This window comes from Pseudomonas sp. B21-035, assembly GCF_024748945.1.
Lineage (GTDB): Bacteria > Pseudomonadota > Gammaproteobacteria > Pseudomonadales > Pseudomonadaceae > Aquipseudomonas.
In genome coordinates this window covers 1,976,839-1,997,006 of sequence record NZ_CP087179.1, presented here as the reverse complement: position 1 = coordinate 1,997,006, position 20,168 = coordinate 1,976,839, and the positions used below count along the sequence as shown (strand labels likewise).

Genomic DNA, 20,168 nt, shown 5'->3' with positions numbered 1-20,168 from the left:
AAGGGCAGCCCACAGGCCGCCCTTGCTGTCACTGCCGTCTAGATATCAGATCGATTCCGTACGAACCTGCAACCAACGCAACGCAGGCCCCTCCAACAATGGCGAAAGGCGCTTGCGTACCTCTGCGTGATAGCCATTGAGCCAGTCACGCTCCTCACTACTCAATCGCTGCGTCAGCAGGCAGCGGGTATCGATCGGACACAGCGTCAGGGTTTCAAACTCGAGAAAGTCGCCAAACGCGCTTTTGCCCGCCTCACGGTTGAACACCAGGTTCTCGATACGCACGCCCCACTCGCCGGGACGATAGGTACCGGGCTCGATCGAGGTGATCATTCCCGCCTGCATGGCGGTCTGTGGCGCGGCGGCGGCCTGATAGGCAATCACCTGCGGCCCTTCATGCACATTCATGAAGTAGCCGACACCATGCCCTGTGCCATGACCGTAGTCGACCTGCTCCGCCCAGATGGGCGCACGGGCTATGGCATCGAGCAGTGGCGACAGGATGCCGCGAGGGAAACGCGCGCGGGACAATGCAATGACACCTTTGAGTACCCGGGTGCAGTCCTGTTTTTGTTCAACAGAGGGGTTGCCTATCGGCACCATCCGGGTGATGTCGGTAGTCCCGCCCAGGTACTGTCCGCCGGAATCGATCAGCAACAGACCATCGCCTTCAATGCGCGCGTGGGATTCGTCGGTTGCCCGGTAATGCGGCATGGCGCCATTGGCATTGAAGGCGGCGATGGTCGAGAAGCTCAGCGAGACGAACCCCGGGCGACGTGCACGCGAAGCACTGAGCTGTTCATCCACGCTTAGCTCGGTGATCGGCTCGCCGCGCCCCTGGGCCGCCTCGAACCAGGCGAAGAATTCGCACAGCGCCGCGCCATCTTGCTCCATGGCCTTGCGGATATGTGCAAGGTCGGCTGCGCTTTTCTGCGACTTGGCCAGCGTGGTCGGGTTCAACCCTTCTACCAGGCGAACGCCATTGGCGGCATTGGCCAACAGGCCACTAGTAACTCGCGCCGGGTCGATCAGCAGGCTGGCGCCAGCGGGAATCGCGGCCAGTGCCGAGGCAACCTCGGCATAGTCGCGCAAACTGATGCCGTCGACTTCCAGCACATGACGCAAATGTTCGTCGACCTTGTTCAGGGCGACGAACAGGGTGGCCTGACCTTGGCTGATCAGGGCAAAGGAGACGAACACCGGATTGTAGGAAACGTCACTGCCGCGCAGGTTGAACAGCCAGGCGATGTCGTCCAGAGTGGCGATGAAGTGCCAGTCGGCGCCACGCTCGCCCATGGCCTGACGCAGGTTGGCCAGTTTTTCGGCACGACTGACCGTGGCTTCGGGCGGCAGGTGCTGGTACACCGGGTTTTCCGGCAGCGCCGGGCGGTCAGCCCAGATTTGCCCGAGCAGATCCCTATCACTTAACAAACGCACGTTGCGCGCCTTGAGCCGCTCGCCCAGCTGGCGTGCAGATGCCAGGGCCATGACCGCGCCGTCGACCGCAACCACGCCGCCTTCAGGGGCCTGCTCGGCCAGCCAGTCCAGCGGACCGGGCTTGCCTGGCAGCAACTTCACCAGTTCGATGGTAGTGCCCGCCAGTTCCTTTTCTGCCTGTTCCCAATAGCGGCTGTCCGCCCACAGGCCGGCGAAGTCGGCGCTGACGATCAAGGTGCCGACCGAGCCATGGAACCCGGACAACCATTGCCTGGCCTGCCAATAACCGGGCAGGTATTCGGAAAGGTGCGGGTCGGCCGAAGGCACCAACAGGGCATCGACGCCTTCGCGCTGCATCACTTCACGAATACGTTCCAGGCGCGTATTCACCGCTTCCTGCGTTGAAGACTGAGTGTTCATGCTGACTCCTGCTACCACGGCATCCATTGTTATAGGCGCTGATAATGGAACAGGCTTCAGCCCTGGGCAACCGCCCAGAAGGGTTGTGATTGTAACGAGGCCTTTATCGCGCGGATTGCCTGGTCGATGTCTTCTGCCCGGGTGTAGCGGCCCAGGCTCAGGCGAAGGGTCTGGCGCGCGGCCTGCGGTTCGAGCCCCAGCGCAAGAAGCACGTGGGACGCTGCATTGCTCGCCGAATTGCAGGCTGAGGTCGAAGAAAATGCCAAGGTCTGGGCCAACGTCGAAAAATCGGGAACGTCACCGCCGAAGGTAAGACTCAGGGTATGCGCGACGCGTTGCCCGGCACTGCCGTTGAGCTTCACCCCGGGCACGCTCAGCAACTGATCGAGCAAGCGCTGCTGCAGATGAGCGATGCGCCGGGTTTCGTCGTCAAGCAGCGCCTGGGCCACGGCAAACGCCTCGCCCATGCCGACGATCTGGTGCGTTGCCAGCGTCCCGGAGCGCAGCCCGCCTTCGTGCCCGCCGCCGTGGATCTGCGCTTGCAGCAAGGGCCTGGCGCGCTCTCCTACATACAAGGCGCCAATACCTTTGGGCCCATAGACCTTGTGCGCGGAAAAGGACATCAAGTCGACCGGCCAGCGGGCCAGGTCGATCGACAGCTTGCCCGCCCCTTGCGCCGCGTCCACATGCAGCAAGGCGCCATGCTGGCGTACAACCTCGGCCAGCGCCGGGATATCGTTGACGGTCCCCAGCTCGTTATTCACCAGCATCAGTGAAACCAGGAAGGTATCTTCGCGCAGGGCTGCGCGAAGCGCTTCGGTTGTGATCAGGCCCTGGGCGTCGGGCGCGAGCAAGGTCAGCTCGAATCCGTTTTGCTCAAGCTGGCGAACGGTATCGAGCACCGCCTTGTGTTCGATCTGGCTGGTAATGATGTGACCACCCTGGCGCCCCTGGGCGAGGCCCTTGAGCGCCAGGTTGTTCGATTCGGTCGCCCCCGAGGTCCAGACGATCTGCCCGGCCTGCGCCCCCACCAGCCCGGCAACCTGGGCACGGGCATTCTCCACGGCCGTGCGCGCGTTCTGCCCGTAGTAATGGGAGCTGGAGGCCGGATTGCCAAAATTGCCCGAGGCGCCCAGACAGCTGACCATGGCCTGGATGACTCGCTCGTCGACCGGTGTCGTGGCGGCGTAGTCGAAATACAGCGGAAGATCGTTCATGACAGCAGGCTCTCTGGTTGTCGTCGCCATGCAAAGCAGACGTTGCCTAAATCCGTGTAGGGAAAGTGCAACGCCATAGTGCACCAGCCACCAATAGAACTATAAATTATCAATTTTCATATTTATATAACCTAAAAAACCATCCTTCAGTCACTCACCCTGAACTTCTGCCACTCATGGACTTCACATTCAGTACAGCCCGGCAAGGGAGGATCTGCCCATGCTCCGATCGACAGACCGCAAGCAAGGCGTGGTGCTGCTGGATACCCGTCAAAGTACACCCGAACACGAACACAGTGTGCACCTCAAGCTCGCCGAACGGCTCGCGCAGTTGTTCCACACCGAGGTGGTCAGCCCTGCCCAGCCGCCGACGGCAAAACAGAACTTCTACTACCTGCCCACTGAAACCCTGATCGGTGCCGAACGCTATCGGGCAATGGGCATTGGCGCACCGACCGATCTGTTTGGCGGCCTGGTCAGCCAGCCGTTTATGGCCACCAAGGCGATTTCCCACCCGATTGCGGCCGATGCGCGTTTTCCGCTGGGCTGGAGCAATGATTTCGCCCGGCTGGCCCAGGATGCGCTGCTTCGTGGCTACAGCGTCTTTAGCCTCGACGATGCCCTGCGCGCCGCACAATTGCTGTTGCGCGAGGGGCCCCTGCGCCTCAAGCCGGTACGCGCCACCGCAGGCCGCGGGCAATCCGTGATCGACAACATGAAAGGCCTGGAACAGGCACTGGGCGCCATGGATGAACAGGAAATAGCCCTCTGGGGCCTGACCCTGGAGGAGAACCTCAGCCAGGTGCAGACCTTCAGCGTCGGCCAGGCCCTGGTCGCCGGCATCCTCTGCAGCTACTACGGCACCCAACAGTTGACCCGCGACCATCAGGGCGAGGAGATCTACGGCGGGTCGGACCTGGTGCTGGTGCGCGGTGACTACGACGACCTGCTGCAACTGCAACTGGAAGATCACCTGCGCCTGGCCATTACCCAGGCCAGGACCTACGAACAGGCCGCGCTGCAGAGCTTCCCTGGGTTTATTGCCTCACGGCGCAACTATGACGTGGCACGCGGCCTTAACAGCCAGGGCAAGCTGCGCAGCGGCGTGCTCGAACAATCCTGGCGCATCGGTGGTGCCAGCAGTGCCGAGGTACTGGCGCTGCAGGCGTTTGCCGCTGACCCGGCGCTGATGCGCGTGCGCGCCTCCACCCATGAAGCCTTCGACGCGCCTGAGCTGCCCGCCGATGCGACGATTTTCTATCAGGGGGACGACAGTGAACTCGGACGAGTCTGCAAATACGCACGGATCCGCGACTATGACCATCCATAGCGAAGCGATCGAGATTCCGGTCGATGGCGAGAGCATCGCCGGAACCATCGTCAGCCCCAGTGCCAAGGTGCCCGCCATCCTCTTTGTGCACGGCTGGGGTGGCAGCCAGCAACGCGACCTGGCCAGGGCCAAGCAGATCACCGGCCTTGGCTGCGTGTGCATGACCTTCGACCTGCGTGGCCACGAGAAGACCGAAAGCCAGCGCCTGAGCGTTACCCGCGAGCAGAACCTCGCTGACCTGGTTGGCGCCTATGATCGGCTGGTCAGTCATCCGGCAGTCGACAGCAGCGCCATCGCCCTGATCGGCAGCAGCTACGGCGGCTACCTGGCGACCCTGCTGACGGCCTTGCGCCCGGTCAAATGGCTGGCATTACGGGTGCCGGCGCTGTACTGGGATGAGGAATGGAAGCTGCCCAAACAAGCCCTCGACCGCCAGCGTCTGAGCGACTACCGTCAGCGCCCGCTCGCGCCGGCAGACAACCGTGCACTGGGCGCCTGCGCCGAGTTTGCCGGCGATGTGCTGCTGGTGGAGTCGGAACAGGACGACTTCGTGCCACACAGCACCTTGATGAGTTACCGCTCAGCCTTCGTCAGTGCCCATTCGCTGACCCACCGGATCGTCGACGGCGCCGACCACGCGCTGTCCAGCGACCGCAGCCAGAAGGCCTACAGCTCTATTCTCAGTGCCTGGATCAGCGAAATGGTCATTGGCGCGCGACTTGACCGCTACCCGCATCATTCACCCTGGTACTCCTGAGTCCATAGGCAGTTGGCAGTGCAGCCCGTGCTCGGCTGTACGCGCCAGGCTGCTGAGGGTCTGGAAGGCATTGAAGTTCACGCTTCTGGCCTGGTGCTGGCGAATCAGTTGCAGGAACGGCTCCTGCTCGAAACTGCTGACAGCAGCCTCCCAGGCAGTACGTGACCGCCACTGCAGGTATTGCAATACCCGGCTGCCATCATCGCTGGCCTGGATACTGGCAGCGACCAGGCCGTTGTGCTGCACGGCAAGGTACTCGCTGCGCAGCACCAGCGCCTGGGCCAGCGCGTGTTGACGATCCGGCGCCACCTCGAACTCGATCATCTGGGTAAAACACAGGCTGTTGTCTGAAACCAGCATGAAGCTACTCCCTCTGCCTTTGCACTTGCGGTGCGATGGCAGGCAGGGTAAAACCTCGAGTTAACTAGAGGTCAAGAGAAATCCTGTCATGCCCGATACCGCCCAGAGCGCCCTCAGCGTCGGCCAATTGTCGGCGCGCAGCGGCGTGGCCGTGACCGCCCTGCATTTCTACGAAAGCAAAGGCCTGATCTACAGCACCCGCAGCGCCGGCAACCAGCGCCGCTACCCGCGCGAAACCCTGCGTCGGGTGGCGGTGATCAAGATGGCGCAACGCCTGGGTATTCCCTTGGCCACCATTCATGCCGCGTTGCAAACGCTGCCGGTGGGCCGTGCACCGAGCGTGAAGGACTGGCAACGGCTATCGGAGCAATGGCGCCAGGACCTGACCCGGCGCATCGACAAGCTGATGGTGCTGCGCGACCAGCTCGACGGCTGCATCGGCTGCGGCTGCATGTCGCTGCAAAGCTGCCCGCTGCGCAACTGTGACGACCAGCTCGGCGAACAGGGCCCCGGGCCGCAACTGCTGGAGCCTGGCGCCGAACACGACGACTAACGGCCCGTGCCGGCCAGAAGCTGCGCCAGCGCCTTGGCCTGCAAGGCCACGTCGGTCACCGATGTGCTCTCCCACCACAACCCGCGCAGCGGCGGGCCCATGGCAAACAGTTGCGAACTGTAGCGGCCCTCGCCATCCTGCACCGCGCCCTGGGCATTTGCGGCGATGCCCAGGGCCAGCGGCCCCGGCTGGATCAGCCGGCGTTGCAGCAAATTCTGCGGCAAGGGCCGGGCCACCCTGCGCCAGTCGTACTCAATACCGGTGGAATTGATCAGGGCGTCGGCGCTGATCCGCTCGACCTGCGTTTGCCCGCGAAAGCGCAGCTTGACCACCGGCAGGCGGTCGGCGCCGGTTTCGACCCCTTGCAACGACGCCGCATGAATCCGCAATCGCCCTGCTTCGATCAACTGCGCCAGCAATGCCGCTCCCGGCGGTGGCGATCGATGATGATGGCTCTCCCACCAGGGCCGCACATGGCGCACGAACTGGCGCTTGTGACGCTCGCTGGCCTGGCTCCAGAGCCTGCCGATATGCACGCGCACGGTGTCCAGGGGCGCCTGCCAGTCGATGCCCTGCTGCTGGGCCAAGCGGCACTGATTGCGCAAGGCCCGCAGCAGTTGCAATGGACTGCGCAGTGACAGGTCCGCAGCGAGAAAATCTTCCCATGCCGGCGGTTGACGACGTACATGAGGTAGCAGGCCGTGGCGCGAAAACACCTCGATCGGGCCGCGATGGCCGGCTGCCTGCAGCGACACCACGGCGTCGACCATGGTCAACCCGGAACCGATAATGACCACCCGGCCGTCCGGGTTGATCGACCGCATGGCCTGGATATCCCAGGGGTCCACACAGGCGCTGTTGAAAGCATTGTCGCCGCGTTGGGGAGTACGCGCGGCGGCAAACATGCCGGTGGCCAGGACGGCCCGGCTGGCGCGCAAGGTCCGACCGTCGGCCAGGCTTACGCTGAGCCCCAGTTCATCCACCGCCAGGTCCAGCGCCTCGGCCTGAACATGCTCAAGCCACGAGCCCTGCTGCGCACCCACCGCCTGCGCCTCGGCCAGGCGCTGACGGACATACACGCCAAACAGCCCGCGAGGCGCAAACAGCTCTGTCACCGGTACCCCTTGCGCGGCCGACTCTGGCCAGCCTCCGGCAGCAATGTGCTGGCCCAGCCACTGGCTCAGGTCATCGGCGTTGTCCGGGTCGACACTCATGCGCGCGGCATTGCCGTTGAGGGTGTGCCCCAGGTGCGTGGCGCTGTAGGCTTCGCCGCGCCCCAGTTCATCGCGTGGCTCGACGACCAGTACACGGCGCTGGCCGGCTTGGCGCAGCAACTGCGCCGCGAGCAGCGCTGCGCTCAAGCCACCGCCGATGATCAGCACATCAGCCGCAGGGTTGTTGGGGTGTTCAGGGGCGCTCATGGCGTTCTCCGTCTTGTTTGCAACGGATAATAGGCAACAAAACGCCAGGTGCGCAGCCCGGCCTGTACCAAAGTAGGATCAAGCCACCACAGCGGTGAGTCGGCGCCGGTAGTCGCTGGGGGCAAGGCCGGTGACCTTGAAGAACACTTTGCGAAACGCGCCCGGGTCCTGATAGCCGACACCCCAGGCGATCTGGTCGATTGAGCGGTTGGTGAACTCAAGCATGCGGCAAGCCCGCCCGACCCTGACCTGCTGGCAGTACTCGGTGGGCTTAAGGCCCGTGGCGCTGCGAAACCGGCGCAGGAAAGTGCGCTGCTCAAGGCCGGCACACGTGGCCATGGCCGCCAGCGACACCTCACGCGCACCACTGCCCTGCAACCAGTGCTGGACCTTGAGCACCGCCTCGTCGCCGTGGTCCAGCCGAGGGCTGAAGACGCTGCCGGGGTGCTGCCCGCCGCTGACCCGTTCGACCGCCAGGAACCGCGCAGTCTCCGCCGCCAGGGTTTCGCCCAGGAAACGCTCGACCAGTTTCAGGCCCAGATCGGTCCAGGCCATCAACCCGGCCGAGGTGATGATGTCGCCGTCATCGAGCAGCGGCAGGTTGGCTTCGACCTGCACCTGCGCAAAGCGCTCGGCCAGTGATTGCGCGAAATTCCAGTGGGTGGTAGCCGGGCGCCCGTCAAGCAGGCCGCTGGCGGCGATGAAGAACACCCCGACGCAAACCGACACCAGCAACGCGCCGTCCGCATGCCATTGACGCAGGCTGGCACAGTAGCGATCGAGCAGTTCGGGCGAGGGCGCCTGGGTCAGGCTCGGCGGGATGATCATGGCCCGCAGCGGGTGCAGGCTGCCTGGGTGCGTGTCGAAGGTTACCTGCAGTTGCTGATCAGGCCCCTCGCTCCAATGGCTGACGCACAATGCGGGCCGCTCCAGCGCCCCCAACTCCAGGCGCAGGCGGTTGGCCACGGCAAACAGATCGGTCAGGCCATGCACGGCGGCCAGTTGCGCGCCGGGATAAACCAGCACGCCAATTTCCAGAGTGTCCTGCGCCGCTGCCATTGTCAGTTTTTCCCGCCAATTTGTCGTTCGCGCCAATCCGCAAGCGCATCGTCCAAGCCTATAACTATCACCACGCCACAACCACTCCCCAACACGAGGCTTTTGACATGAGCAAGCAGGCACTGATCGTCATCGATATCCAGAACGATTACTTCCCCGGCGGCAAATGGACTCTGGATGGTGCCGATGCGGCAGCCGACAACGCCGCCAGCATCCTTGAGGCCGCCCGCGTCCGCGGCGACCTGGTGGTGCATGTACGTCACGAGTTCGAGTCCGAAGACGCGCCGTTCTTCACCCCGGGCTCGCAAGGTGCGCAGATTCACCCCAAGGCCGCCAGCCGCGCAGGCGAGCCGGTGCTGCTCAAGCACAGGGTCAATTCGTTCCTGGGTACCGGGCTCAAGCAGTTGCTGGATGAGCAGAACGTCAGCGAACTCACGGTGATCGGCAGCATGAGCCACATGTGCATCGATGCCGTCTGCCGCGCGGCGGCCGATTACGGCTATGGCGTCACCGTGGTTCACGATGCCTGCGCGACCCGCGCCCTGGAGTTCAACGGCATCAATGTGCCGGCGGCGCAGGTGCATTCAGCCTTTATGGCATCGCTGGCCTTCGCCTACGCCCAGGTGATTTCCACCGAACACTACCTGACCGACACCAAGCGCTGAGTGCCGTGACCCGCCGCGGGCTCAGATCACCACATTGCGCACGAAGCGGGTCGCCACCTCGCCGTCATTGCGATAGGCATAGCGGCGATTGCTGGCAAAGGTGAAGAACTCGCCAGCATTGAGCCGCTGTTGCTGCCCTTCGACCTCCAGGGTCAGGCATCCTTCGAACACAAACAACTGCTCGCTCCAGCCATCGGCATCGGGCTCGCAGGGGTAGACCTCACCGGGTTCCAGGCGCCACTCCCAGAGTTCGACCTCCCGGGTGGCGGCGGAGCTTGCCAGCAGCACGGCCTTGCTGCCGGGATGCACACCGGCCCAGGCCAGTTCGTTGATGCGGCTCGGGTCGCGGTTATCCGGCGCCTTGATCAAGTCACTGAAGGCAACTTGCAGGGCTTCGGCGATCAGATCCAGAGTAGTCAGACTGACATTCTTTTCGCCGGCCTCGATGGCCACCAGCATGCGCCGGCTGACCCCGGACTTTTGCGCCAGGGCACTCTGGCTCAACTGGGCAGCATGGCGCAGGCGACGAATGTTCTGGCTGACATGCTGAAGCACCGAGGCGCGTTGAGGGGAATCTTTGTGCACTATATTGCTCATCAATAGGGGTTGCGCAGTATACTGCCCACTTTCGCCGCAATTGTGCGTCGACCCTCTTCCGTGTGCAAGGCCATGACCCCAACGAACTCCGCTGAACGCCCTTCCGTTTCCTTCCGGCTGAGCAAGGCCGAACTGGTGCTGGTGTTTATCACTATGCTCTGGGGCGGCACCTTTTTGCTGGTGCATAACGTGATGACGGTCAGCGGGCCGATGTTCTTCGTCGGTTTGCGCTTTGCCGCCGCGGCCTTGTTCGTCGGCCTGGTGACGGCCCGCTCGCTGCCGGGCCTGACCGCTACCGAACTCAAGGCCGGGGTGTTGATCGGTGTATCGATCATGCTTGGCTACGGCCTGCAGACCGTTGGCCTGCAAACCATCAGCAGCAGCCAGTCGGCATTCATCACCGCCCTGTACGTACCCTTCGTGCCCTTGCTGCAATGGCTGGTGCTGGGCCGCCGCCCGGGCCTGATGCCAAGCCTGGGTATCTGCCTGGCGTTTGCCGGCCTGATGCTGCTGGCAGGCCCCGGTGGTGGTTCGCTGCAGTTCAGTCCGGGGGAAATCGCCACCCTGGTCAGCGCCGTAGCCATTGCCGCAGAAATCATCCTGATCAGCCGCTACGCCGGCCAGGTGGATGTTCGCCGGGTAACCGTCGTGCAACTGGCCACCGCCTCGGCGCTGTCGTTCATGATGGTGGTACCGACCCAGGAGCGCCTGCCGGACTTCTCCTGGCTGTTGCTGCTCAGCGCCGTGGGCCTGGGGGCGATGAGCGCGGTGATCCAGGTGGCGATGAACTGGGCACAGAAATCGGTCTCGCCAACCCGTGCCACGCTGATTTATGCCGGTGAACCGGTGTGGGCCGGCATCGTCGGGCGCATTGCCGGCGAGCGCCTGCCAGGCGTGGCCCTGCTTGGGGGTTTGCTGATCGTCGTCGCCGTGGTGGTCAGCGAGCTGAAGTTTCGCCGCCGTAACCAAGAGCAGACGACTCTCGAGGCCCACGCCGAAGAACGCGAACCGGGTCTGTGATCGACAAATGCAGGCTATCCTTTGAAAAAAACTGTTATAAAAAAAAGGATTGATACAGCGCTCTTGTAGGATTCTGCGACAGCTTGCGGGTTGGTGATCGACCAGTCGCCACGTATGATCCCTTACAAACTCCTGCAGATTAGAAATCTATGTCCTTGATAGTGCTACTGCTTCTGCCGTTCGTCGGCAGCTGCCTGGCGGCTGTCTTGCCGCACAACGCACGTAACAGCGAATCGCTGCTGGCCGGACTGGTCGCCCTGGTGGGCACTGTCCAGGTCGCTTTGATGTACCCGCAGATCGCCCATGGCGGCGTGATCCGTGAAGAATTCCTGTGGCTGCCGAGCCTGGGCCTGAACCTGGTCCTGCGCATGGACGGCTTCGCCTGGCTGTTCTCCTTGCTGGTGCTGGGCATCGGTACCCTGGTGTCGCTGTACGCGCGCTACTACATGTCGCCGCAAGACCCAGTACCGCGCTTCTTTGCCTTTTTCCTGGCGTTCATGGGTGCCATGCTCGGCCTGGTGATTTCCGGCAACCTGATCCAGATTGTATTCTTCTGGGAACTGACCAGCCTGTTCTCGTTCCTGTTGATCGGCTACTGGCACCATCGCGCCGACGCCCGCCGCGGTGCCTACATGGCCCTGATGGTCACTGGCGCGGGTGGCCTATGCCTGCTGGCGGGGGTACTGCTGCTCGGCCATGTGGTCGGCAGCTACGACCTGGACAAGGTCCTCGCTGCCGGTGAGCAGATTCGCAACCATGCCCTGTATCCCGTCCTGTTACCCCTGATCCTGCTCGGCGCGTTGAGCAAAAGCGCGCAATTCCCCTTCCACTTCTGGCTGCCCCATGCCATGGCGGCGCCCACCCCGGTCTCGGCCTACCTGCACTCGGCGACCATGGTCAAGGCCGGGGTATTCCTGCTGGCGCGGCTGTGGCCGGCGCTCTCCGGCACCGAGGAATGGTTCTGGATCGTCAGCGGCGCCGGCGCCGCCACCCTGGTGCTCGGCGCCTTTGCGGCGATGTTCCAGAACGACCTCAAGGGCCTGCTGGCCTATTCGACCATCAGCCACCTAGGCCTGATCACCCTGCTGCTGGGCCTGAACAGCCCGCTGGCAGCGGTCGCCGCGGTGTTTCACATCCTCAACCATGCCACCTTCAAGGCCTCGCTGTTCATGGCCGCAGGGATCATCGACCACGAAAGCGGCACCCGCGACATCCGCCGCCTCAGCGGTCTGTTCCGGCTCATTCCGTTCACCGCGACCCTGGCCATGGTCGCCAGCGCCGCGATGGCCGGGGTGCCATTGATGAACGGCTTCCTGTCCAAAGAGATGTTCTTCGCCGAAACCGTATTCATCAGCTCCACCGCCTGGGTCGAAGCGGCCTTGCCGGTCATCGCCACCCTAGCCGGTACCTTCAGCGTTGCCTATGCCTTGCGCTTTACCGTCGACGTGTTCTTCGGCCCGCCGGCCACCGACCTGCCGCACACGCCCCACGAGCCGCCGCGCTGGATGCGCGCGCCGGTCGAATTGCTGGTGATGACCTGCCTGGTGGTCGGTATCTTCCCGGCGCAATCGGTCGGCCCGCTGCTGGCCGCTGCCGCTTTGCCGGTGGTGGGCGGCACCCTGCCCGAGTACAGCCTGGCGATCTGGCACGGCTGGAACGCGCCGCTGATCATGAGCCTGATCGCCATGAGCGGCGGCATCATCCTTTACCTGCTGCTGCGCAACCAGCTCAAGCTCGGGCGTTTCCCGTCGCCGCCGCTGATCGAGCGCTTCAACGGCAAGCGCCTGTTCGAACACGGCCAGGTGCTGATCATGCGCACCGCCCGGCGTTTCGAACGGGTGTTCACCACCCGGCGCCTGCAAAAGCAGCTGTTCATGCTGGTGCTGATCGCCCTGCTGGCCGGCCTGCTGCCGATGCTGCACAGCGGCCTGAGCTGGGGTGACCGGCCGAAGATCCCGGGCTCGGGTGTGTTCGTCATGCTCTGGCTGATCGCCATTGCCTGCGCCCTGGGCGCTGCCTGGCAGGCCAAGTACCACCGGCTGGCGGCGCTGACCATGGTCAGTGTCTGCGGCCTGATGACCTGCATTACCTTCGTCTGGTTCTCGGCCCCGGACCTGGCCCTGACCCAACTGGTGGTCGAGGTGGTCACCACGGTGCTGATCCTGCTCGGCCTGCGCTGGCTGCCACGGCGGATAGAAGGCGTCTCGCCGCTGCCGGGCACCCAGGAGCGCGCACGCCTGCGCCGCCTGCGCGACCTGCTGCTGGCGGTCGGCGTCGGTGGCGGCATGGCGCTGCTGTCCTATGCCATGCTGACCCGCCCGACCCCCAACGACATCTCCTCGTTCTACCTGAGCCGGGCCTTGCCCGAAGGTGGCGGCAGCAACGTGGTCAACGTCATGCTGGTGGACTTCCGCGGCTTCGATACCCTCGGCGAGATCACCGTGCTGGTGGCCGTGGCCCTGGCGGTGTTCGCCCTGCTGCGACGCTTCCGCCCGCCCAAGGAGAGCATGCAGTTGCCGGCGCAGCAGCGCCTGCTGGCCCCGGACGTGGTCACCGACCTGGTCAACCCGCGCCACGCGGCCGACACCGCGCTGGGTTTCATGATGGTGCCGGCGGCGCTGGTGCGCCTGCTGCTGCCGATCGCCCTGGTGGTGTCGATGTACCTGTTCATGCGCGGCCACAACCAGCCAGGCGGCGGTTTCGTCGCCGGCCTGGTAATGTCGGTGGCATTCATCCTCCAGTACATGGTGGCCGGCACCCAGTGGGTCGAGGCGCAGATGAGCCTGCGACCGCTGCGCTGGATGGGCACCGGGCTGCTCTGCGCGACCCTCACCGGGGTTGGCGCGATGCTGCTCGGCTACCCGTTCCTGACCACCCACACCGCGCACCTGCATTTGCCATTGCTGGGTGACACCCACCTGGCCAGTGCGCTGTTCTTCGATATCGGCGTGTTCACCGTGGTGGTCGGTTCGACCCTGCTGATCCTCACCGCGCTGGCTCACCAGTCGGTGCGTGGTCATCGCCCGGGCAGCCAACAGAAACCCACTCAAGCAGGAGCCGCCTGATGGAAGAAGTCATTGCAATCGCCATTGGCGTGCTCGCCGCCTCCGGGGTCTGGCTGATCCTGCGGCCACGGACCTTCCAGGTGGTCATGGGCCTGTGCCTGCTGTCGTACGGGGTCAACCTGTTCATCTTCAGCATGGGCAGTCTGTTCATCGGCAAGGAGCCGATCATCAAGGACGGCGTGCCCCAGGATCTGCTCAACTACACCGACCCGCTGCCCCAGGCCCTGGTGCTCACCGCGATCGTCATCAGCTTCGCCATGACCGCACTGTTCCTGGTGGTGCTGCTGGCATCGCGCGGTCTGACCGGGACCGACCATGTCGATGGCCGGGAGCCTAACGAATGAGTGCGATGAACCAACTGATCGCCGCACCCATCCTGCTGCCGTTGCTGACCGCAGCGCTGATGCTGCTGCTCGGGGAAAAACGCCGACCGCTCAAGGCGCGCATCAACCTGATCTCCAGCCTGCTCGGCCTGGGTATCGCCATTACCCTGTTGCTATGGGTGCAAGGTCAGGGCCAGGCCAGCTCGATTGGCGTCTACTTGCCCGGTAACTGGCCGGCGCCGTTCGGCATCGTGCTGGTGGTCGACCGTCTATCGGCCCTGATGCTGGTACTCACCGGCATCGTCGGGGTCAGCGCCCTGGTGTTCGCCATGGCCCGCTGGGACCGCGCCGGCGCCAGCTTCCACGCGCTGTTCCAGATCCAGCTGATGGGCCTGTATGGCGCCTTCCTGACCGCCGACCTGTTCAACCTGTTCGTGTTCTTTGAAGTGTTGCTGGCAGCCTCCTACGGCCTGATGCTGCATGGTTCGGGGCGCGCGCGGGTCAAGGCCGGCCTGCACTACATCGCCATCAACCTGCTGGCCTCGTCACTGTTTTTGATTGGTGCGGCGATGCTCTACGGCGTCACCGGCACCCTGAACATGGCCGACCTGGCCCTGAAAATCCCGCTGGTACCAGAGGCCGATCGCGGCCTGCTACACGCCGGCGCGGCGATTCTGGCCACGGCGTTCCTGGCCAAGGCCGGAATCTGGCCACTGAACTTCTGGCTGGTGCCGGCATATTCGTCGGCCAGCGCACCGGTGGCCGCGCTGTTCGCGATCATGACCAAGGTCGGCTTCTATACCGTACTGCGCCTGTGGACCTTGCTGTTTTCCGGACAGGCCGGTGCTTCGGCGTTCTTTGGTGGCGACTGGCTGATCTACGGCGGCCTCGCCACCCTGGGCTGCGCGGCGGTATCGATACTGGCCGCGCAGCGCCTGGAGCGCATGGCCAGCCTGAGCATCCTGGTCTCGGCCGGCACCTTGCTGGCGGCCATCGGCTTCGGCCAGGCAACCCTGACCGCCGCCGCGCTGTTCTACCTGGTCAGCTCGACCCTGGCGCTGTGCGCGCTGTTTTTGCTGGCTGAGCTGATCGAGCGCTCGCGCTCGGCCAACGAGATTCCCCTGGATGATGAAGGCGACGGCCTGCCCTCGCCCGTCGAGTCGCTGCACCCACCCAAAGGCATCAACCTCGATGACGAACAGAAAGCGGTGATCGGCCAGGTGATCCCCTGGACCATGGCCTTCCTCGGCTTGAGCTTTATCGCCTGCGCCCTGCTGATCATCGGCATGCCGCCGCTTTCGGGCTTTATCGGCAAGCTCAGCCTGATCAGCGCACTGTTCAACCCGCAAGGGCTGGGTGTGGCGCCGGAGCAGCCGTTGAGTGTCGCCGGCTGGATGTTGGTGGCGTTGCTGGTACTGTCCGGCATGGCTTCGCTGATCGCTATGACCCGCGTTGGCATCCAGCGTTTCTGGACCCCGCAGGAGCGCCCTTCGCCGCTGCTGCGCCGCTTTGAGTGCATCCCCATCGTGGTGCTGCTGGGCTTGTGCGTGCTGCTCAGCCTGCGCGCCGAGCCGCTGCTGCGCTACACCCAGGACACCGCCGCCAGCCTGCAGGACCCCGAGCAATACGTCAGCGCCGTGCTCGGCACCCGACCGATTCCGGGGCCGACCAGCCTGGCCGCCAGCACCGAGGTGCAGCCATGAAGCGCCTGTTCCCTGCCCCGCTGCTGTCGCTGTCGCTGTGCCTGCTGTGGCTGCTGCTGAACCTCTCGGTAAGCCCGGGCAACCTGCTGCTGGGCGCCCTGCTCGGCGTTGTTGCGCCGCTACTGATGGCGCCGCTGCGCCCGCTGCAGGTACGCATTCGCCGCCCGGGCACCATCGTGCGCCTGATCCTGCGGGTCGGCGTCGATGTGCTGGTGTCCAACCTGCAGGTCGCCCGCGGCGTGTGGTCGGCCAAGCGCCGTCCGCCGCGCTCGCGCTTCGTGCACATTCCCCTGGAACTGCGTGACGCCCACGGCCTGGCCGCTTTGTCGATGATCACCACGGTGGTCCCAGGGACCATCTGGTCGGAGCTGGCACTGGATCGCAGCGTGCTTTTGCTGCATGTGTTCGATCTGGATGACGAGGCGCAGTTCATCGAGCACTTCAAGCACACCTATGAACGCCCGCTGATGGAGATCTTCGAATGACTGGCCTGCTTGCCAATGCCATTCTCGCCAGCCTGTTCATCTTCGCCCTGGCCATGGCCCTGACCCTGTGGCGGCTGTTTCGCGGCCCTTCGGCGCAGGACCGGGTCCTGGCACTGGACTACCTGTATATCCTGGCCATGCTGATGATGCTGGTGCTGGGTATCCGCTACGCCAGCGACACCTATTTCGAAGGGGCGCTGCTGATCGCGCTGTTCGGCTTTGTCGGCTCCTTCGCCCTGGCCAAATTCCTTCTGCGTGGCGAGGTGATCGAATGATCAATGCCAATGAACTGCCGTTGTGGGTCGAGGTGCTGGTGGCCGTGTTACTGCTACTCAGCAGCCTGTTCGCCCTGAGCGGTGCGGTCGGCCTGATTCGCCTGAAGGACTTCTTCCAGCGCATGCACCCACCAGCACTGGCCTCGACCCTGGGCGCCTGGTGCGTGGCCCTGGCCTCGATCCTGTACTTCTCGATGCTCAAGGAGTCACCGGTGCTGCATGCCTGGCTGATTCCGGTCCTGCTGTCGATCACCGTGCCGGTCACCACCCTGCTGCTGGCGCGCGCTGCATTGTTTCGCAAGCGCATGGCCGGGCATGATGTACCTGAAGAAGTCAGCAGTGGCCGCGACCGCGGCAACTGAACTCAGCCGCTGAGCTGCTGCAGCTCGCGGCGGACCATGGCGGCGTACTCGGGCGGGCTCAACTGGTAGAGCTGAGTGGCGACCCAGGCAAACCAGGCGCCTTGCAACTGCGGGCGCTGCGACAGCCACTGTTCGGCCAGGGCACGGGCCTGGGCCTGGTGCCGGGCATGAAAGTCGGCGCGGCTGGTGCGCTCGGCGGATGCGCTCACTCGCTGGCCTTGAAAGTGGTCAGCTCACCCTTCTGCCATTTGGCAACCTTGCGGGTCACGGCCTTGAGGGTCTTGCTCAAGCCTTCCTGCAACTGCTCGTGGGCGGCGAATACCAACACCACGCCCTGGCCTTCCTTGAAGACAATACCTTCGCCTTCAGGCACCGAGACAAAGGCATAGTCACCCAGGCCATACACCGTCAGTTTGATTTCGCGAAAACGGATTTCCAGCTTGCCACCTTCGCGGCTGGGCAACACTGCGGCGCGAAAATGATCGCCAACCTTGAGCTCCAGACGCTGCTTGTCATCCACCACCAATGCGGTTTCAGTATCGATCTCGGCCATGTACAGACCTTCCGCGTTTTGTTCGGTGACGTAAACAAAACGCGATTGAAACTGTTTGACCAGTTTCGCCCTGAGGTCGCCCAAAACGAACAGGGCATGTGTATCAAGATTGCTGACTGCCAAAGAAGAATTCCTCAAAAACCGATTACACGCCGCTCCCCCCGCAGGCTGTGAGGCAGCCGCAAGGCAACGGTACTTCAATTCGAAGTCTGAAAGACTAGTGGATTTGTGCATGAAAAGTCTGTGCAGACTGGCAAAGCAACCCGCAGGAATGTTTACCCATTACTGCAAGCTTTAGTCAGTTTGCAGATTTTCAGCAGATTTCCTTAAACGGAGACGCTTTTTCTGACAGCACTACCGCAACAAAAGTGCGATAGATGAGAGCAAGCCCTTTAGCAGGACGGGCTCCTGGAAATCATCCACAGAACACAGGGAAGCGAATATGCACGAAAACACCGAATTCCGTCGAGAGCCTAAAGGCGTTTCCTACAGAGAATATGCTGTTCACTCACACAACAGCACCCCGCGCTTCGTGGTAGTACCGGCCGGCATCGGCTTCTTTCACATCACCGAACAGGCCACCGGACGCGTCAGGGGCTTTCGCCGCGAGCATACCGAAGCCTGTGCCCTGGCCCGTCACCTGGAAAACTGACCGGCGCCTGGCTCAACCGGCCTGACGCGCAACGGCGGGCCGGTCATCCCCGTGCAACTGCTGCAGCCAGGCCGCCTGGCATTCCTGGGCTTCATTGCGGCTGGCGAAAGCCGTGCCTCGTCGTTCACCGTTGACCAGCACCACCCAGCACACGCGCTTGCCCAGCGCCTGTAGCGACGCAGGTACGCCGCTGCCAATCATCACTGCAACATCGACTTGGCTATTCATCATTCCCTCCGGAATTTATTAGCAACCTAACGATATGCGTATGATAAGACCTGGGCGCTCAGGGAAAAAGCTATCCCCGGCATAGCTGTTTTACATTGCAGGTAACAAAACCGCTCAACCCTGCTGCGGCCGGTAGCCCAGACGCAAGCCTCCCCAATGCCTGCCCTGCACCAGGATCGGTACCGACAGGTCGTGCATCAGTTCACCGGTATCGCGGGTATAGGTTTGCAACAACACCGGCTGTTGATGGCTGCCGCAGCGAATGCCGGTACGGTCGTCGAACTTGCGCTTGCTGCGATTGTGCGCGGTATCCAGGGCCGGGTCGCCGGTCAACGGCTGATTGAAGGCAGTGTTGTGGGTGGGCACATAGCCCTGCTGGGTACAGGCGATAGCAAACACCAGGCCCTCATGCAGCTTGAGCAACGGCTCCTGGATTGCCGGCAGGACCTGGTCGGTATAGTGATCAAAGCGGGTGCGAAAACGGGCCGGCGACGTGCCGGGGATTTGCTGGTAGTGGCGGTCGAACAAGTCCTCGAGACTGATGCGCCCTTGGGCAATATCGTTCTCGAACTGTTCGCCAATTCGCTGCGCGCCTTGGCGGGCGAGGTCGTAAACACGCTGGTGATATTCATCCAGGCCCACTTCGGCAAGACGCTCGCTGATGCTTTCAGCCTGCCCTTCCAGCTGCACTGCGGCCTGGGCCAGGCGCTGGGTTTGCTGGTCGCTGACCTGCAGGTCGCTGCGCATGCGCTCCACGGCCTCGAACAGGCTGTCCAGTTGCAGGCGGTTGGTCTCGGTGCCCTCGGCGATCTCGCCGATCTGCTGCTTGACCCCGGCAGCCAGCCCGGCAATGCTGTCCAGTTGCTCGCCGGTGTGTTCGACCTGGTCGACCCCGCTGTGCAGGTCATCGGACAGTTCGCGAATCTGCTCGACCACCTGCGCCGTACGCTGCTGGATATCGGCGACCATCTGCCCGACCTCTTCGGTAGCGCTGGCGGTGCGCCCGGCCAGGCCGCGGACCTCGTCGGCGACCACGGCAAAGCCACGCCCATGGTCACCCGCCCGGGCGGCTTCGATAGCAGCGTTGAGGGCCAGCAGATTGGTCTGGCTGGCGATGGTCTGGATGACCAGGGTAACCCGGGCAATGTCCTCGCTGCGCTGGTGCAGCGCCTCGATCAGTTCACGGCTGGCGGTAGCCCGCTCGCTCAGGTGATGCATGCGCTGGATCGACTCGGCCAGCACCGTGCGCCCGGCGGCGCTGCTTTCGTGAGCACTGCGGGCAGCGACCAGGGCCTGTTGGCTCAACTGCGAGGTGGCCTTCTCGGTGCCAATCATCACTTCGGCGCTGCTGACAATCTGCGCAGCGGCATCCAGTTGCGATTGCAGCTTGCCGGCCAACTGTTGCACCGAGAACGCCACTCCGGCCGCCGACAGTGCATTGTCGCTGGTGGTTCGGGCCAGGTCGCGGGTCAGCTCGGCCAGCGGCTCGCGGGTTTGCTGCACGACAATCGTCGCCTTGCGCAAGCGCGGTAGCCACAGCGCCAGCAAGGCCAGCGGCAGGCCGATATAGAACGAAAGCCCGGCAAACGCCATAGCTGCCAGCAACCCTGCCAGCACCAGGCTTTGCAAAACCGTATCTGACCACGGCGCAACGGCGAACGGCGCAGCTTGCCCTTCAACCACGGC

At 63.6% G+C, this 20,168-nt stretch carries 22 protein-coding genes; 12 read left to right on the top strand and 10 right to left on the bottom strand.

What is annotated here, in order from left to right; genetic code table 11:
• Nucleotides 1-45: 45 nt before the first annotated feature.
• Together LOY22_RS09160 and LOY22_RS09155 are read right to left on the bottom strand one after the other, a co-directional pair.
• Nucleotides 46-1,857 carry an aminopeptidase P family protein gene (locus LOY22_RS09160; RefSeq protein WP_258597164.1) on the bottom strand — a complete coding sequence of 604 codons (1,812 nt, stop codon included), beginning with the start codon at nucleotides 1,855-1,857 and terminating at the stop codon, nucleotides 46-48.
• A 56-nt stretch (nucleotides 1,858-1,913) separates the two neighbouring features.
• Entirely contained in the window at nucleotides 1,914-3,074 is a 1,161-nt protein-coding gene (locus LOY22_RS09155) for a cysteine desulfurase family protein (protein WP_213601941.1), read from the bottom strand.
• 220 nt (nucleotides 3,075-3,294) lie between these two features.
• Between LOY22_RS09155 and LOY22_RS09150 the strand changes: the two genes are divergently transcribed.
• A complete protein-coding gene (locus LOY22_RS09150; protein WP_258597161.1) occupies nucleotides 3,295-4,404 on the top strand; it encodes a DUF3182 family protein in 1,110 nt (369 codons plus the stop codon).
• Nucleotides 4,391-5,161 (top strand): S9 family peptidase, encoded by a 771-nt coding sequence (locus LOY22_RS09145; protein ID WP_045202044.1) that lies wholly within the window; start codon nucleotides 4,391-4,393, stop codon nucleotides 5,159-5,161. The genes LOY22_RS09150 and LOY22_RS09145 overlap by 14 nt, the downstream gene beginning before the upstream one ends.
• Here the strand turns inward: LOY22_RS09145 and LOY22_RS09140 are convergent.
• Entirely contained in the window at nucleotides 5,144-5,521 is a 378-nt protein-coding gene (locus LOY22_RS09140) for an antibiotic biosynthesis monooxygenase (RefSeq protein ID WP_093385094.1), read from the bottom strand. The two genes, LOY22_RS09145 and LOY22_RS09140, sit on opposite strands and share 18 nt — an antisense overlap.
• Nucleotides 5,522-5,609: 88 nt before the next feature.
• Here LOY22_RS09140 and soxR point away from each other — a divergent pair, with 88 nt between their 5' ends.
• Nucleotides 5,610-6,074, top strand: a complete 465-nt coding sequence (gene soxR, locus LOY22_RS09135; protein WP_093385099.1) for a redox-sensitive transcriptional activator SoxR — start codon at nucleotides 5,610-5,612, stop codon at nucleotides 6,072-6,074.
• On the opposite strand, the gene LOY22_RS09130 is transcribed toward soxR, so the two are convergent.
• Together LOY22_RS09130 and LOY22_RS09125 are read right to left on the bottom strand one after the other, a co-directional pair.
• A complete protein-coding gene (locus tag LOY22_RS09130) occupies nucleotides 6,071-7,495 on the bottom strand; it encodes an FAD/NAD(P)-binding protein (protein ID WP_093385103.1) in 1,425 nt (474 codons plus the stop codon). The genes soxR and LOY22_RS09130 overlap by 4 nt on opposite strands.
• Nucleotides 7,496-7,573: 78 nt before the next feature.
• The gene (locus LOY22_RS09125; RefSeq protein ID WP_258597156.1) at nucleotides 7,574-8,554 is read right to left on the bottom strand and encodes a GlxA family transcriptional regulator; all 981 of its coding nucleotides are present in this window, start codon (nucleotides 8,552-8,554) and stop codon (nucleotides 7,574-7,576) included.
• A gap of 107 nt (nucleotides 8,555-8,661) precedes the next feature.
• Here LOY22_RS09125 and LOY22_RS09120 point away from each other — a divergent pair, with 107 nt between their 5' ends.
• Nucleotides 8,662-9,219: a cysteine hydrolase family protein gene (locus LOY22_RS09120; RefSeq protein ID WP_258597154.1), complete on the top strand. Its 558-nt coding sequence runs from the start codon at nucleotides 8,662-8,664 to the stop codon at nucleotides 9,217-9,219.
• A 21-nt stretch (nucleotides 9,220-9,240) separates the two neighbouring features.
• On the opposite strand, the gene LOY22_RS09115 is transcribed toward LOY22_RS09120, so the two are convergent.
• Nucleotides 9,241-9,804 (bottom strand): helix-turn-helix domain-containing protein, encoded by a 564-nt coding sequence (locus tag LOY22_RS09115; RefSeq protein ID WP_093385117.1) that lies wholly within the window; start codon nucleotides 9,802-9,804, stop codon nucleotides 9,241-9,243.
• 84 nt (nucleotides 9,805-9,888) lie between these two features.
• On the opposite strand from LOY22_RS09115, the gene LOY22_RS09110 reads away from it, so the two are divergent.
• The 7 genes from LOY22_RS09110 to LOY22_RS09080 all read left to right on the top strand — a co-directional run bounded on the left by LOY22_RS09110 (nucleotide 9,889) and on the right by LOY22_RS09080 (nucleotide 17,049).
• Complete coding sequence (locus tag LOY22_RS09110) at nucleotides 9,889-10,836, top strand: DMT family transporter (RefSeq protein WP_258597151.1); 948 nt, start codon at nucleotides 9,889-9,891, stop codon at nucleotides 10,834-10,836.
• 149 nt (nucleotides 10,837-10,985) lie between these two features.
• Nucleotides 10,986-13,901: a monovalent cation/H+ antiporter subunit A gene (locus tag LOY22_RS09105; protein WP_213601946.1), complete on the top strand. Its 2,916-nt coding sequence runs from the start codon at nucleotides 10,986-10,988 to the stop codon at nucleotides 13,899-13,901.
• Nucleotides 13,901-14,245 (top strand): Na+/H+ antiporter subunit C, encoded by a 345-nt coding sequence (locus LOY22_RS09100; protein ID WP_010224297.1) that lies wholly within the window; start codon nucleotides 13,901-13,903, stop codon nucleotides 14,243-14,245. Before LOY22_RS09105 ends, LOY22_RS09100 begins: the two co-directional genes overlap by 1 nt.
• Nucleotides 14,242-15,927 carry a monovalent cation/H+ antiporter subunit D gene (locus LOY22_RS09095; protein WP_045202061.1) on the top strand — a complete coding sequence of 562 codons (1,686 nt, stop codon included), beginning with the start codon at nucleotides 14,242-14,244 and terminating at the stop codon, nucleotides 15,925-15,927. The genes LOY22_RS09100 and LOY22_RS09095 overlap by 4 nt, the downstream gene beginning before the upstream one ends.
• Entirely contained in the window at nucleotides 15,924-16,412 is a 489-nt protein-coding gene (locus tag LOY22_RS09090; RefSeq protein WP_045202063.1) for a Na+/H+ antiporter subunit E, read from the top strand. Before LOY22_RS09095 ends, LOY22_RS09090 begins: the two co-directional genes overlap by 4 nt.
• Nucleotides 16,409-16,687, top strand: coding sequence for a K+/H+ antiporter subunit F (locus LOY22_RS09085; RefSeq protein ID WP_038996132.1), 279 nt, complete (start codon nucleotides 16,409-16,411; stop codon nucleotides 16,685-16,687). The genes LOY22_RS09090 and LOY22_RS09085 overlap by 4 nt, the downstream gene beginning before the upstream one ends.
• Nucleotides 16,684-17,049, top strand: coding sequence for a Na+/H+ antiporter subunit G (locus LOY22_RS09080; RefSeq protein ID WP_045202065.1), 366 nt, complete (start codon nucleotides 16,684-16,686; stop codon nucleotides 17,047-17,049). Before LOY22_RS09085 ends, LOY22_RS09080 begins: the two co-directional genes overlap by 4 nt.
• A 2-nt stretch (nucleotides 17,050-17,051) precedes the next feature.
• Here the strand turns inward: LOY22_RS09080 and LOY22_RS09075 are convergent, their stop codons facing one another.
• Both LOY22_RS09075 and LOY22_RS09070 read right to left on the bottom strand, forming a co-directional pair.
• On the bottom strand, nucleotides 17,052-17,258 hold the full coding sequence (locus LOY22_RS09075; protein ID WP_045202068.1) for a hypothetical protein: 207 nt from the start codon (nucleotides 17,256-17,258) through the stop codon (nucleotides 17,052-17,054).
• A complete protein-coding gene (locus tag LOY22_RS09070) occupies nucleotides 17,255-17,725 on the bottom strand; it encodes a hypothetical protein (protein ID WP_045202070.1) in 471 nt (156 codons plus the stop codon). The genes LOY22_RS09075 and LOY22_RS09070 overlap by 4 nt, the downstream gene beginning before the upstream one ends.
• Nucleotides 17,726-18,044: 319 nt before the next feature.
• Here LOY22_RS09070 and LOY22_RS09065 point away from each other — a divergent pair, with 319 nt between their 5' ends.
• Complete coding sequence (locus tag LOY22_RS09065) at nucleotides 18,045-18,254, top strand: hypothetical protein (protein WP_045202071.1); 210 nt, start codon at nucleotides 18,045-18,047, stop codon at nucleotides 18,252-18,254.
• A 12-nt stretch (nucleotides 18,255-18,266) separates the two neighbouring features.
• Here LOY22_RS09065 and LOY22_RS09060 read toward each other — a convergent pair whose 3' ends face one another.
• Complete coding sequence (locus LOY22_RS09060) at nucleotides 18,267-18,482, bottom strand: hypothetical protein (RefSeq protein WP_045202073.1); 216 nt, start codon at nucleotides 18,480-18,482, stop codon at nucleotides 18,267-18,269.
• A 114-nt stretch (nucleotides 18,483-18,596) separates the two neighbouring features.
• The gene (locus LOY22_RS09055) at nucleotides 18,597-19,817 is read right to left on the bottom strand and encodes a methyl-accepting chemotaxis protein (protein WP_408980947.1); all 1,221 of its coding nucleotides are present in this window, start codon (nucleotides 19,815-19,817) and stop codon (nucleotides 18,597-18,599) included.
• Between the last annotated feature and the right edge of the window lie 351 nt (nucleotides 19,818-20,168).